This is a genomic window from Pseudoalteromonas sp. S554 (assembly GCF_005930865.1).
Taxonomy (GTDB): domain Bacteria; phylum Pseudomonadota; class Gammaproteobacteria; order Enterobacterales; family Alteromonadaceae; genus Pseudoalteromonas; species Pseudoalteromonas marina.
This window is the reverse complement of the sequence record NZ_PNDV01000049.1, coordinates 14,736-29,629: the sequence shown is the minus strand read 5'-3', so window position 1 is coordinate 29,629 and position 14,894 is coordinate 14,736. Positions and strand designations below refer to the sequence as shown.

The window sequence follows — 14,894 nt, the reverse complement described above, 5'->3', positions numbered from 1 at the left end:
GAGGTCAATATGAGTCAAAAAATAGTTATTAAAGCAAATGTAAAACGCGAACCACAAAACAGCCTACCTACGGTAAGCTATGAATGGCATTGGCGTCGAATTGTGAGTTTGGCTATGTTGATAGTAATGACATCTGCGGCTGTGATATATGGTTTAACCAGCTCAGTAAATGCAGATCAGGGCGCACATCCCAATGAACAAACAGAGCTTTTAATTACTGATAGCACACAAGGTGATGAAGTAACTGAAAGCGAAACACATAATGCACCCAGCAACCAATTGCATATAGAGACTGAGCATGCTGAAACATTGCCTGCTGAGCAACTACCAACAACTCAAGAGGCAGACATTACCAATGCCTTACTTGAAAACGCTGAGTCAGTAACCGTTGCGCCAATCTCAGATGAGCCGACAGTAACCCAATCAACAGTTGACTCAATAACTGAAAAAACGAATACAGTTGATAACAGTAAAAACGATGCGTTGGTCACTAATGCAATAAGCGCTGATACAACAAGTGAAGCAGTATCTGTACCTGCGTCAGAGCAAACTTCTGAGCTTGGCACAATCGCATTAGAGCCAGAGAGTAATATTGATGCACAACCTGTTACAGAGCAATTTGCTGAAGATGCCCATATTGCTAGCGTGGCACTCGGTGCTCAGATTGATACCAGTAAAATAAGTCGCGCAGTGCTTACACGCAGCGTAGTAAAACGCGAACCTACTAATGTGTTTGCAGCCGACGTGCGTTTAAGTCAGTTTGAAGGTTCGTTATCATTTTATAGTGAGCTTAAAGGGCTGCAAGGCCAGCGCGTAAAACATGTTTGGTCTTTTGAAAGTGAAACAATGGCCGAAATTTCACTTAATGTTACTTCGCCACGCTACAGAACTTATTCAACAAAAAATATTATGAACACGCAAACAGGCCATTGGCGTGTAGCTGTTGTTGATGAGCAAGGTAATTTAATAGCTCAAAAAGAATTTAGAGTGTTAGCTAACTAAATAATGCTAACCGCAGTAATTAATTGGATACCCCTATGACAGAAAAAACAAAATTAGTACGTATAGCAACCCGTAAAAGCGCTTTGGCGCTATGGCAAGCCGAATTTGTAAAAGCGCAGCTAGAGCATTTTCATGATGACGTGCGTGTTGAGTTAGTCCCTATGTCGACACAAGGGGATATTATTTTAGATACACCACTTGCTAAAATTGGCGGTAAAGGCTTATTTGTTAAAGAGCTTGAGCAAGCTATGCTAGATGGCCGAGCTGATATTGCCGTACACTCAATGAAAGATGTGCCAGTGGAGTTTCCAGAAGGATTAGCCCTTCATACCATTTGTGAGCGTGAAGATCCGCGCGATGCGTTTGTATCAAATCACTTTGCTAACTTGAATGAGTTACCAGAAGGAGCGGTAGTAGGTACATCAAGCTTGCGCCGCCAATGCCAAATTAGAGCACTGAGACCTGACTTAGAAATCCGTGATCTACGCGGAAACGTAAATACACGCCTAGCTAAATTAGATGCTGGGCAATACGATGCGATTATTTTAGCCGCGGCAGGGCTTATTCGTTTAGAAATGGGCGAGCGTATTGCTGACTACATTGAACCAGAAGTATCGTTGCCTGCAAACGGCCAAGGTGCTGTAGGTATTGAGTGTCGGATTGAAGATGAAGTGACAAAAGCGTTACTTGCACCGCTTGAGCACACACATACACGTATTCGTGTTAATGCAGAGCGTGCAATGAACCGCCGTTTAGAAGGTGGTTGTCAGGTGCCAATAGGTGCCTATGCGTTAGTTGATGGCGAACAGGTCCATTTACGAGGGCTTGTAGGCGCAGTCGATGGAAGCGAAATTTTACGTGACGAAGTTGCGGGTCATATTAACGATGCCGAAAAACTCGGAATAGAGCTGGCTGAAAAATTACTTGCTCAAGGCGCAGATAAAATTTTAGCTGACGTATACAGAGACGCATAAATGACACATATTCTGATAACTCGGCCCGAAGGAAAAGGCGCAGCCCTTGCAGAGCAACTTGAGCAAGCGGGTTATCAGGCGTCATTGTTTCCTGTTTTAAATATTAACTATTTAACGCCCTCTAGTACTCAACTAAGCCCACTTATTAATGCAGATAAAATTATTTTTATCTCTCAGGACGCTGTTAAAGCACTGGCACAATTAAAGCCCGATATAAACATTAAAGCGCAGTTTTATGCTGTAGGGCAGCAAACTGCCGATACAATATATGAATTATTTGGTGTGCGTGCAGCCACGCCTAAGCAGTTCGATTCAGAAGGAGTATTGGCTCTTAAGTCGTTAGCTCAAGTTGATGGTAGCAATATTGTATTGGTTAAAGGGCAAGGTGGTCGCCCAGACATCGCCAAGGTACTTAAAGAGCGTGGCGCGTTTTTAAATAATTGTGTTGTTTATGAACGTGAGCCTGTGCCCGATTTAACCAATGACTGGACTGACCACTGGAAAAGCAGCAATGTACACGGTATAGTCATAACAAGTAATGCAGCAGTTGATGCCATGTTTACCCCCCTTGCTGCACAACAATTACAATGGTTACAACAGTGCCACTTTTATGTTGCCAGCGAGCGCATAGCCGTATATTTACAGCAACAACATGTTAGTTTGGCAAATATCCATATTGCAGCAGGGGCTAGCGATAACGCTATGTTTACCTGTACTAATCAGCAAGGTAGCAGCATGAGTGAACAACCTAAGTCAATAACAACAGAAAACACAACATCAACAGCTTCGAGTTCAACATCAGTTAAAAATGAGCCAGCAAGCGTAAAAAACAAACCAGCAAATGACAAACAAAAAGTAAGTAAAGTGGCTTCACTTGCATTGTTAATATCGTTGGTTGTGGCCTCTGGAGTTGGCTACGAGTTTTATCAAAAGCTAAATGCAGGTAAAGCGCAAAACACAATTGTTAACGAACTTAGCGAGCAAAACAAGCTGCTCCAGCAAGAGCTTGCTGCACTTAAATCTTCTCAAATGAGCTTACAACAAGCGTTATTTAATAGCGAAGAAAAAGTATCTGAGGCATTAACGCAAAGCACCCTTGAAAATCAGCAAGCATTAAAAGCTGCGCTGCAAAAAGCGCAGCAGCAAGGTTCATCGTTAAACCCACAAGAGGTCACCAGCTTACAACGAATGGCTGAGTTTAAACTGTGGGCCGAAAAAGATTACCAAGGCGCAAGCGCTGTACTAAAGCGTTTAGACGGACTGTTAAGTGAGTACCCTGGCACAATTGAAGTTCGCCAAGCCATTATGCAAGACATACAAACGCTTGATAGTTTAAAACCGGTTGCTACCGAGGCCATTTATTTACAGCTAAATAGTGTTATTAACCGAATTGACGAATTGGTGTTTAATGCGGTCAATTTACCAGAGGAAACATTGGTAATTGATGAACATGCACTCAGCGAAGATATTAACGACTGGCAGCAAAATATCAGTAATAGTTGGAATAAAATTGTTGATAGTTTTATTACTATTAGGCGCCATGAAGGGATTGCTATTGAACCTTTACTAACCGATCAAGAGCGTAATTTAATTAATCAACGAATTAAATTAAATATAGCACAGGCGCAGGACGCATTATTAAGTAAGCAAGCGAGTATATATTTTAGTGCGTTAAGCGAAGCTAAGCGCTTAACTGGCGAGTACTTTAAGCAAGACGATGACGCTACAAAATCAGTACTAAATACGCTATCTAAATTAGAAAAAGAGCAGCTCAATTTTAGCCAAGAGGTCACTTTGCAAAGTACACAAACGGTTAAGGAGTGGGTGCAATGATAGGCCTAATAATCTTAATTGTAGCTATTGTTGTTGTACTTGCGGTTACCCCTTTTGTACTGGACGAAAAAGGCTACGTGCTTATCTCGTTTAATAACACAACAATTGAAGGCACCATTGTTTCGTTTTGTATTATGGCTGCAATGACTGCAGCAACTTTATACTTTACGTATAAACTAATACGCTATTTATTATCAATTTATAGAAATACCAAACATGGTTTTTTTGCCCGCAGTGAAGAGCGTAAATTTGCCGCAATTGAACAAGCCCTTTTCAGTGCTATAAACGACGATTACGAACAAGTAGAGCGCGCACTTTCTGGTAACAGTGTGCCAGATAAATTTGATGATATTCGTTTAGCACTATTGGCTAAAGCGGCACTTGCTAACAACGAGGCAGATAAAGCACTAGAACGATTATTTGAAATAAGCCCTGAGCAGCAATTGAAAGTAGCAAAACTATGGTTGGCAAGTGGCGATAGCAGTGCAATTGAATCGCAGTTGCGCGTTAATGCAGAAGCTAAAAAAGCCACTGCACTTGAGCTTAAGCTGTACACTGAGGTATTGGTACAACAGCAGCACTTTAGCGTGCTAGAAGAGTTTTTACCCAAGTTATTGCGTAAAAAAGTGTTTTCAAGTGATCAGTGGACGCGTGTATTTACTGCCTATTTTTCGGCTCAATCAGCTGATGAACTAACAAATAAATACAAACAATTACCACGAAAACTTCAAACTTATGCGCATACTGCGTATTTAACTCAAATGGCTGCAACAGGTCAGCTTGCTGTTATTGAGGGCGATTTAACTAAAATGGTTAAGCACGCCAGCCAACATGATGAGCTTGCTACTATTTTAAATAATGCAAACCATGGCGAAGCGCACAAATTACAAGCCACTATTCAAGATCGCCTTAAAAAAGACGACACTAATACAGCACTGCTGTTGTCGCTTGCGTGCCTTGCTAATGCACAAAGTGACTATGACTTAGCAGCACGTGTGTTTGATAAAGCACTCAATGGTGATAATAAACATCAATTTGCAGATCAAGCAGCTTTGAGTTACAAAAATACGGCACAGGCTGAAAAGGCGCTCGTTTTATATAACAAATAAGTTTACTAGCTGATTAGTTATAAATTTTAGGCACAGGTTATAGGCGTTGTATAAATGCTTTACCTGTGCTTTTTTATAGGTATTTTTTAAATTTAGCGAAACAATAAAAAGTAATGCGAGACTATTTTATACATATTAATGTTAAGTGCGTGAATATTTGCACAAAAAGCAGACATATGACCGCTTAATAATATTACAAAGCGTATAGACTTGAAAAATAACTCTATCTGCGTATTATGCGCAAAAATTTAATTAAACTGGGTGCTACTATGATCAATAGAAAACTACCTTTGCTAGATATTCACCGTCATTTAGATGGTAATGTTCGCGCGCAAACCATACTAGAACTTGGTCGTCAGTTTAATATTGATTTACCCGCAAATAACGTTGAACAATTAATCCCTCATGTTCAAGTGATAGATCCAGAGCCAAACCTTGTCGCTTTCTTACAAAAGCTAGACTGGGGTGTTACGGTACTTGGCGATTACGATGCATGCCGCCGTATAGCTATTGAAAATATTGAAGATGCACAAGCACAAGGTCTTGATTACGTTGAGCTTCGTTTCAGCCCTTACTACATGGCTCAAAGCCAAGGCTTACATCCACAAGGTGTTGTCGAAGCTGTGGTTGATGGTATTAAATCAGCAACAAAAAATGCCAATATTAAAGCTAATTTAATTGGTATCTTATCGCGTACTTATGGTGTTAAAACCTGCCAACATGAGCTTGATGCATTACTTGCGTTTAAAAATGATTTAGTGGCTGTTGATTTAGCGGGCGATGAAATTGGCTTTCCAGGAGAGTTATTTATTGAGCACTTTAAGCAAGTGCGTGATGCGTATTTAGCGTCAACCATTCATGCCGGTGAAGCACTTGGCGCGCCCAGTATTTGGCAAGCGATTAACGAGCTAGGTGCAAGTAGAATTGGCCATGGTGTAAAAGCAATTGAAGACCCAACGTTAATGGATTATCTGCGTGATAACCGTATTGGTATTGAGTCATGTTTAACCAGTAATATTCAAACCAGTACAGTTACTGACCTAGCTACGCACCCGCTTAAACAGTTTTTAGATCATGGCATTCTTGCTTGCCTTAATACAGATGACCCGGCTGTTGAAGGTATAGAAATAGAGCATGAATATACTATTGCAGCACCAAAGGCTGGCTTATCTCAGGCTGATATAGAAAAAGCCCAAGCGAATGCGTTGGAAATTGCATTTTTAAGCGACGGCGATAAAAAAGCATTATTAGCACAAGTGAGTGCACGTTAAGCAATACAAATAAATATGCCGCTCTAAAGCCGCATATTTATAGACTTAACTTGAGCGCTAGTTAATAAGAGGTTTACTGTCTAACGCTCAGGTTTAAATTAGTGCTCTTGGCAGCTAAGGTAGTTATCGTAGAGCGCTTTGAGTACATCGGCACGATTTATCATTCCTACCACTTTTACGCCTTCTACCACAGGGTAGTTTTTAGGTTTACCCGGCTGCATTTGTTCAGCCAGTTCAATAATGTTTAAATCGCTACTTACTGTGACTACATTGGTTTGCATAAGCTGCGACACTTTTACAACCCCTTCGCAAAAATAACTGCTCTGCATTAAAGGCTTTAATAATTCTTGCTCTGAAATAAATCCGACAAGGCACTTTTCGTTGTTGAATACAGGCGCACCAAGTAATTTAAATTTTTGTAACTCGGCTATGGCTGTCGTCATTTCGGTGTCTGGTGTTATGTTTGGCAACTTACGTTGCATAAAATCTTTTACTTTTGTATTTAGCATTTGGGTCTCTCCCGCTGATGTTCTGTACAAAGTATGGTTTATAGATTGGATTTTAGGAAATTGTTTATATTGATGAATATGATAGGTTTAAACTATTAAAAATTTAAAGTCATAAAAAAAGCACCCGTAGGTGCTTATTATTAAACTATGCGATGAGTTTACTTAATAAATGCAAATGCATCAGCGTACATGTTTTCACGAATAGCACCATGAGCTATAAAGTCGTCACGTACAATCCCTATCATGTCAAAACGACCCGCCATGTAAATGTCGTAAGGTTCAAGTGATACAATATCTTGCATTACAGCTTTGTGCACAAAACCAGTGTGACCTTGCCAATTAGCTGATGGGTTTTCGACAACAGGAATAAATTCAAAATGTTCATGGCTCTCTGCCCATAATTTCATTTCTTCATGTGCGTACAATGCCGACTCTTCTTTAACACCCCAATAAAATAATACAGGGCGGTCGCAGTTTATTTCAGCCAAGTGATCAGCCATTGATTTTACATACGAAAAACCAGTGCCACCGGCAAGTAAAATAATAGGTCGATTACATTGTAATCGAAGTTGAGACACACCTAACCCGGCTTCTATATCAACCATTGTGTTGTTTGCATGTGCATTGCGTAGGTGTTCAAGCGATTGCATTGCGTATGAGTCTGCACCCGAAGCACCAATGTGTAGTTCTATTTCGTCACATTGAGATGGGCGGCTAGCAATAGAAAAAGCGCGTTTGTCTTTTTCACCTAACACCAGTTGCATGTATTGGCCCGCTTCAAAGGTCACAGGTTGTTGTGGCTTTAAAATTACTTTGTTAACAAATTCTGTAAGTGGGCTGATAGCTACAACTTCAGCTTTTAATGTTTGCATTTTTTACCTTTTAGCAGCGCTTTTGACAGCAGATACGCAATTGAATGAGTCGATTCTAGCATATCTACAGGGTTATTTTATAGCCTGTTTATAGCTTGTCCGAACGGTGGCAAATAAATTATTGGCCACCGCTTGGTTTGTTGAGTTGTTAGAGAATTTTAAGGCTATCCCAAATATCATCAACACGTTCTTTGGTGGCTTTGTCCATCACTATTGGTTCACCCCATTCGCGGTCGGTTTCGCCTGCCCATTTGTTGGTTGCGTCCATCCCCATTTTAGAACCAAGTCCCGATACCGGAGAAGCAAAATCTAGATAATCTATTGGGGTGTTTTCAATTAACGTAGTATCACGCGCTGGGTCCATACGAGTTGTTATGGCCCAAATAACATCTTCCCAGTCGCGTGCATTTATATCGTCGTCGCACACAATTACAAACTTGGTATACATAAATTGGCGTAAAAAAGACCATACTCCCATCATTACGCGCTTGGCGTGACCAGGGTATTGTTTTTTCATTGTGACTACTGCCATGCGGTACGAACACCCTTCAGGCGGTAAATAAAAATCAACAATTTCGGGAAACTGTTTTTGTAATATTGGAACAAATACTTCGTTTAGTGCAACACCCAGAATAGCCGGCTCATCAGGCGGACGGCCAGTAAATGTGCTGTGATAAATAGGATCTTTACGGTGTGTAATGTGAGTTACGGTCATAACAGGGAAGTCATCTACTTCGTTGTAGTAACCAGTGTGGTCTCCATAGGGGCCTTCTGGCGCCATTTCGCCTGGCATAATATGGCCTTCTAGTACTATTTCGGCACTGGCAGGTACTTGCAAGTCATTTGAAATCGACTTTACTACTTCAGTTCGGCTTCCTCGTAATAACCCAGCAAATGCATATTCGCTAAGCGTATCTGGAACAGGAGTTACCGCACCTAAAATGGTCGCTGGATCGGCGCCTAACGCCACCGACACAGGATAAGGCTGGCCAGGGTTTTCTTTACACCACTCTTGAAAGTCGAGCGCGCCGCCACGATGCGACAACCAACGCATAATTATTTTATTTTTACCTAATAGCTGTTGGCGATAAATACCCAGATTTTGACGTTTTTTGTATGGCCCTTTTGTTACGGTTAAACCCCACGTAATTAAAGGGGCTGCATCGCCCGGCCAGCAGTGTTGAATAGGTAGCTTTGTTAAATCAACGTCATCGCCTTCTAAAACTACTTGCTGGCAAGGTGCTTTTTTAACTTCTTTGGCTGGCATATTCAGCACTTTTTTAAACACAGGAATAGATCCAAGTGCTTCTTTAATACCTTTAGGAGGCTCTGGCTCTTTTAAAAACGCAAGTAGCTTACCTACTTCACGAAGTTCGTTAACGTCTGTTTGACCCATCCCCATAGCAACCCGCTTTGGTGTTCCAAATAAATTGGTAAGCACCGGCATACTGTGCCCTTTTGGGTTTTCAAATAATAAGGCAGGACCTTTTGCACGCAGTGTGCGGTCGGAAATTTCGGTCATTTCAAGATACGGGTCAATTTCTTGGGTGATGCGTTTAAGCTCGCCTTTTTTTTCAAGTAAATTGATAAAATCGCGCAGATCTTTATATTTCATTATGGGCCGCTATTAAGCAAAAGAGTTGAACTATTATACCCATTTCATGCAAAGCAAGTCATTACACCTGCACTTAAAACTTAAAGCGCTCTACGGCACTTGTTAAAGAGTGTGCAAGTTGATTTACATCTTCACTTTCGCTTGCTAGGGTGGTTGCGTTATTGGCATTTAAAGTGGCTTGTTCGGTCACCTTAGCCATTATTTTTTGAATATCATCACTGTTTGTTAACTGTTCATGAGAAGCCGTAGCAATTTGCTCACTCATGTGGTTAATTGAAAGTAATGTTCCTTTTATACGCTCAACCGCTTTATTTAGTTCAGCACTGTTTTCAACACACTGTTTAGCTTGTTGTTGGCCATCGTTAATTTCTTTTTGCGTCGTTTTTGTGTGTTGTTGCAGCGTTTGAATCATAGTGTGAATTTCACTTGTGGAGCTTTGTGTGCGTGCTGCTAATGAGCGGACCTCGTCAGCAACCACCGCGAAACCTCGGCCATTTTCTCCGGCTCTTGCCGCTTCTATTGCTGCATTTAATGCAAGTAGATTAGTTTGCTCTGCAATGCTGCTAATAGTGTTTACAATTGCGCCTATTAAATCTGTAAACTCAGCCAGCTCTTCTGTGCTACTTACCGCTTTATCGAGTCGATTCAACAATGCTTCAATACTTAAACTGTTGTCGTTAGCTATTTGGTTGACGTCGTTTGCAAACTGAGAGGCGTTGGTGATCTCGTTAGATGCATTATCGGCCTGCTCATAAACCGCTTGCGAATTATTTAACATGCTATGTGCAAGGTCTGTGGCTTGTGCGCTTCGTTCTAATTGTTGCTGAGCAACAATGGTCATTTGTTGACCTTTTTCACTTGTTTGAATGGCCGATTTATCAAGCTCGTGGGCATCATTACTAATTGCTTTTATAAGGTGTGATAAATCGTCACTGAGCTTATTAATGTTGTTCAGCAAAGTGCCAAACTCATCTTTGCTGCGCGGTTGGCTGCGTTTAGAAAAATCACCCGAGGCAATACGTGCTAAATCGCTATTTACTTTTTTAAGCGGTTTTAGCATAGCATTGGTTGTAAATATTGAAATAACAATAAGTAATCCAATAAGTACAATCGCAATAATAACAACAGAGCTAGAGCCCATATTAATGGCCGACTTGGCACTGTTTTGCAATGTTTGAAAACGCTCGTCAGCTAGCTTATTAAGCTGTAATAATTGGCTTTCTGTGTCTATAAATTCTTGTTGGAAGCGCTCAAAACTTTGCTGTGCCATTTGGGTGTTTTTAAGCGCTTTATTTTGCTGAGCGTAAATACCATCGGGTCCATTCAATCGTGATCTTAAGTTGTTAAATTGATCGGTGAATTGAGCCGCGTTTAAACTGTCACCAAAGGGAGTGGCTTGCTGTTCTAAATACACAAAGTTTGGCTGGATGTTATCAAGTAAAAATTGGGTATCTTGTTGATGAGCATTTAAGTCGCTAACACTGGTAGTTTGCGTAATACTTTTAATATTGTTACTTAAATTAAATAGTAAGTCGTCTATGCGTGTTGCAGTGCCAAATACAGAGCTGAGTAAAGATTGCTGCTTTGCACTGACCTCTATGAGTTCTATATCAAGTAAGCCATTACTGAGGTTACTTAGCTCAACACCAAACTCTGTAATTAATATAGCGGCAGCCGACTGCGCACTAAAACGCTGTTCTTTGGCATTAAACATGTTTGCGCTTGTTTTGCTTAGTTGCTCAAAGTTTTTTGAAGCGTCAACTAGCAAAGTTTGCATGTTTTGCTGACCCGTTAATTGCGGCTTAAGTGCATTGAGCATATTACTGAATTCTTGTTGCTCGCTAAGAGCTTCTTTTTTATTGGTCAGTAATAAATCAGGTTTTGTTTGACTATAAGCTAGAGCATTGAATTTGGTAATAGAAAGAAGCGATAGCCTTAAGTCTTTACTTACTTGTTGGGCTGGTACTGCAAGGTTTTCTATACGTGAAGTTGTGGTGCTTATTTTATTTAAGGACCAGTAAAAAAATAAGCTACTAATAAGCATTAGTAAGCCAATGGCAGAAAAGGCTAAAATTATTTTATGTTTAATGGCAATAGAACGCATAACTTCATCAACAAAATTAAGACTTTTGTTAGTGTAGCAAGTTTTTTAATATGTTGTTAGTAGGTTGTTATTTTGTGCTGCATAGGTGTTTACTCCCTGAAATTATAAGCATAGCTTCAGTGCCTTTCCCCCAAAAAAGGACTTTGTTACTAATGTATTTATTACCAGAGGCGCTTTTTTCATGCGTAAGATGATAGGTTTTATTTTTAAAAGTGAGTGCTGCTTTTTCGTTTGCTAAGATATTAAGCACGGCTATATTATCATTGCATACATAGTGTGTGGTTGTTGTTTTGTCATTGCACCCTATTAAACACAGTAAATAAACTACTAAAACGATTGTTGCTTTCATTTCCCCTTCCTTTATTTTTCACCGGCTATTCTATTTCAGAATAACAGAGCAAAATTAACCGTTGGTGAAAGACGTGCTTTACGTTATGTTGATTAAATTATTTATAAGATAGGGTCTGTTGATCTCTTCGGATTGAAATTTGCTCACACTAGTGGCTATTTAATCGCGGCGCGAGGTTTGTAACCTAGTGGACTAAGTAAAAGCCGAGCAACAAAGAGTAAGTAGCCCCTAGGAAGAACCAAACAGGCTACTGCAAATTAACCTTTAAAGAACAACAGACCTTAGGAAGCACAATGGCAGGCACTAATCTTTTAACATTATTAGATGATATAACGGCTTTACTCGATGACATTGCAACCATGAGTAAAATTGCGACAAAAAAAACGGCGGGTGTTTTAGGTGACGACTTAGCACTCAATGCACAGCAAGTAACGGGTGTGTCAGCCGACAGAGAGCTACCTGTTGTATGGGCGGTAGCGAAAGGGTCATTTTTAAATAAAGCCATACTTGTCCCAGCAGCTTTAATGATCAGCGTTTGGCTGCCATGGCTAATTACACCACTTTTAATTTTAGGTGGTTTGTTTTTATGTTTTGAAGGGGCTGAAAAAGTATTTGCGCGATTTTTACCTCATCACGATGATATTGCCGATGGCGACGAAACGCCTGATTTAGTTGAATATGAAAAGCAAAAAATAAAAGGCGCGATACGAACGGACTTTATTCTATCGGCTGAAATTATTGTTATTACGCTCGGCACTGTTGCAGGTCAAACATTGCTTAATCAATCTTTAGTGCTTTGTGTGATAGCCATTGTTATGACTATAGGTGTTTACGGACTTGTGGCTGCCATTGTAAAACTTGATGATGCTGGCTTGTATTTGGTGAATCAATCTAAAGTCTCTGGCAGTACGGTTAAAGAGTTTATAGGTAAAGGCTTACTTGCAGCAGCACCGCGACTTATGCAATTTTTAGCGTTTGCAGGTACTGTTGCTATGTTTTTGGTGGGAGGGGGTATTTTATCTCATGGTATTGAGTTACTGCACCACACACAACTTAATATGATTGGCTATGCGCAATCAATACTAGGCAATATAGGTGAGGTATTAGCTCCGCTTATTTTTGATGGGTTGTTAGGCGTTGTTGCCGGGCTGGTTATTGTTTTGTTTGATTTATTGTGCAGGAGAGTAGCCAACATTAAATAATTTCATTTCAATATTAAACTATTGTTATTTATGTGTATTTTTTGTAAAGTTATGTTCTAACTAATTTTTAAAAAAGGATTTTTATGAGTAAACTCCTATCTGTTTTTTTGTTATTTGCTGTCTTAATAACTAGCGCACAAGCTAAAACTAATCATTTGTCTATTGAAAGCTTTAGTAAGGCAACTGAGTTTGATGGCGTTAAGTTATCGCCAGATGGTAAGTATCTTGCTGTTATTACTCGTCCAGAGGGTAAAAAAGTTCTCATGATTTTAGATGTTGCTACTTTTAAACCAATGCATGCAGTTCAGTTCCCAGGCAATGGGCAAGTAGGTAATTACAACTGGGTAAATAATGAACGAATCGTTCTTGCTAAAGAGTATTTAAGAGGCTGGAAGGAGCAGCCTGAGTATCACGGTGAATTATTTGGTGTAAATGCAGATGGTAGCCAGGGTAAATATTTAGTTGGTTATCAAGGTGAAATGCAAACAGGGAGTAATATAAAAAAAGCAACTTCAGTCAGAGGGACTTCTTTTGTTCTTGACCCTTTACTAAGTAATCGCCGTAAAATGCTTGTATATACAATACCTTGGACAGCTTCAAACGAGCCAAACACTATAGTATATGAAGTAGATGTTTATAAAGGACACCGAAAGAGAGTTGTGCGTTCGCCTGCTAAGATGGCTGGTTTCTTAACTGATAATGATGGCAATGTTCGTGTGGCTGTTTCAAACGAAAATTATATTGACCAAAGTATCTATACGCGTGGTAAATCAGGTGGTAAATGGACAAAACTTGACTTAGGTGGTCTTCCATATGGTGATGTTAATCTTAGAGCTTTTGATGATTCAGGTGACTCAGTTTATGTCACTGCATCTCAGGCCGGCGAGGCAGAAGGACTTTATAAACTTAATTTAAATACAAAAAAATTCGAACTATTACATAAAGATAAGTTCGTATCCCCTAAGAGAGTTTGGGTGGATGAAGTATCGAAAGAGCTTTTTGCGATTGAACATGAGTTAGGCTATCCCACCTACTCTTTTGTTGGTGGTAGTTCACAAAAAAGTACTTACTTAAAGGCATTGCTACAATCATTGAAGGGTAATCAAGTACAACTTGTAAGCAGTACATTAGATGGTAGCGTCAGTGTAATTTATGCTTCAAGTGATACTAACCCAGGTGATTATTACTTATTCGACTCGACTCAAAACAATTTACGCTTTTTGTTTTCTTCTCGTAGCTGGATTAAACCGCATGAAATGGCAATTACCAAGCCTATAAACTATACAGCACGTGATGGGTTAACTATACATGGTTATTTAACTGTTCCTAATAATATGGAAGAAGAAAATATGCCACTGGTTGTTATGCCACATGGTGGTCCTCATGGAATAAGGGACTGGTGGGGTTATGATCCTGATGCACAGCTGTTAGCTAATAGAGGTATCGCAGTCTTAAAGATTAACTTTAGAGGCTCAGGTGGTTTTGGTCGTAATTTTGAGCATACAGGTCATTTAAAATGGGGTAGCGAAATACAATTTGACATTATTGATGGTGTAAAAGATCTAATCAACAAGGGTACTGTTGATAAAGATAACATTTGTATAATGGGGGCTAGTTTTGGGGGGTACTCAGCTTTACAAAGCGCCATTATAGAGCCTGATATGTTCAAATGCGCCATTGGAGTTGTTGGAGTGTATGATTTACCACTTATGTTTGATGAGGGCGATATTGCAGAACAAGAAAGAGGTCAACGCTATCTTGAACGTGCGATTGGAACGAATCAAGAGAAACTCAAACAGTTTTCCCCTAGCTATAATATTGACAAGTTAAAAGCGCCGGTTCTCATTGTTCATGGTGGTGAAGATCGTCGAGCACCTATAGAGCAGGCTGAGTCGCTAGTTACGGCTCTGAAAAAATATAAGCATCCTTATATATACGAGCTTTTAGAAGATGAGGGACATGGTTTTTATAAAGAAGAACATCGGTCTCGTTATTACAAACAAGTGCTTAGTTTTTTAGAGCAACACATGAGTTTTTAGTCTATTGCAGATATC

Annotated in this window: 12 protein-coding genes; 7 read left to right on the top strand and 5 right to left on the bottom strand. The window is 39.9% G+C overall.

The window, feature by feature from the left end; all coding sequences use genetic code 11:
* The first annotated feature begins 9 nt into the window (after positions 1-9).
* The 5 genes from CWB65_RS11855 (at position 10) to add (ending at position 6,189) form a co-directional block, all read left to right on the top strand.
* Positions 10-1,002 carry a DUF2914 domain-containing protein gene (locus CWB65_RS11855; protein ID WP_138740648.1) on the top strand — a complete coding sequence of 331 codons (993 nt, stop codon included), beginning with the start codon at positions 10-12 and terminating at the stop codon, positions 1,000-1,002.
* A gap of 35 nt (positions 1,003-1,037) precedes the next feature.
* On the top strand, positions 1,038-1,976 hold the full coding sequence (hemC, locus tag CWB65_RS11850; protein WP_008129468.1) for a hydroxymethylbilane synthase: 939 nt from the start codon (positions 1,038-1,040) through the stop codon (positions 1,974-1,976).
* Positions 1,977-3,809: a uroporphyrinogen-III synthase gene (locus tag CWB65_RS11845; RefSeq protein ID WP_138740647.1), complete on the top strand. Its 1,833-nt coding sequence runs from the start codon at positions 1,977-1,979 to the stop codon at positions 3,807-3,809. It begins immediately after the preceding gene.
* Complete coding sequence (locus tag CWB65_RS11840) at positions 3,806-4,918, top strand: heme biosynthesis HemY N-terminal domain-containing protein (RefSeq protein ID WP_138740646.1); 1,113 nt, start codon at positions 3,806-3,808, stop codon at positions 4,916-4,918. Before CWB65_RS11845 ends, CWB65_RS11840 begins: the two co-directional genes overlap by 4 nt.
* Positions 4,919-5,187: 269 nt before the next feature.
* Positions 5,188-6,189 (top strand): adenosine deaminase, encoded by a 1,002-nt coding sequence (gene add / locus CWB65_RS11835; protein WP_138740645.1) that lies wholly within the window; start codon positions 5,188-5,190, stop codon positions 6,187-6,189.
* A 98-nt stretch (positions 6,190-6,287) separates the two neighbouring features.
* Here the strand turns inward: add and CWB65_RS11830 are convergent, their stop codons facing one another.
* From CWB65_RS11830 to CWB65_RS11810, 5 genes are all read right to left on the bottom strand, one after another.
* Entirely contained in the window at positions 6,288-6,698 is a 411-nt protein-coding gene (locus CWB65_RS11830) for a CBS domain-containing protein (protein WP_138740644.1), read from the bottom strand.
* Positions 6,699-6,856: 158 nt separating this feature from the next.
* Positions 6,857-7,570 carry an NAD(P)H-flavin reductase gene (fre, locus tag CWB65_RS11825; RefSeq protein WP_008129479.1) on the bottom strand — a complete coding sequence of 238 codons (714 nt, stop codon included), beginning with the start codon at positions 7,568-7,570 and terminating at the stop codon, positions 6,857-6,859.
* Between the two features lie 148 nt (positions 7,571-7,718).
* Positions 7,719-9,185, bottom strand: coding sequence for a 4-hydroxy-3-polyprenylbenzoate decarboxylase (gene ubiD, locus CWB65_RS11820; protein ID WP_006792455.1), 1,467 nt, complete (start codon positions 9,183-9,185; stop codon positions 7,719-7,721).
* A gap of 73 nt (positions 9,186-9,258) precedes the next feature.
* A complete protein-coding gene (locus tag CWB65_RS11815) occupies positions 9,259-11,289 on the bottom strand; it encodes a methyl-accepting chemotaxis protein (RefSeq protein WP_138740643.1) in 2,031 nt (676 codons plus the stop codon).
* Positions 11,290-11,356: 67 nt separating this feature from the next.
* Positions 11,357-11,638 carry an MliC family protein gene (locus CWB65_RS11810; RefSeq protein WP_138740642.1) on the bottom strand — a complete coding sequence of 94 codons (282 nt, stop codon included), beginning with the start codon at positions 11,636-11,638 and terminating at the stop codon, positions 11,357-11,359.
* A gap of 293 nt (positions 11,639-11,931) precedes the next feature.
* On the opposite strand from CWB65_RS11810, the gene CWB65_RS11805 reads away from it, so the two are divergent.
* Complete coding sequence (locus CWB65_RS11805; protein WP_008129486.1) at positions 11,932-12,840, top strand: DUF808 domain-containing protein; 909 nt, start codon at positions 11,932-11,934, stop codon at positions 12,838-12,840.
* A gap of 83 nt (positions 12,841-12,923) precedes the next feature.
* Positions 12,924-14,879 (top strand): alpha/beta hydrolase family protein, encoded by a 1,956-nt coding sequence (locus CWB65_RS11800; RefSeq protein WP_138740641.1) that lies wholly within the window; start codon positions 12,924-12,926, stop codon positions 14,877-14,879.
* The last annotated feature ends 15 nt before the right edge of the window (positions 14,880-14,894 follow it).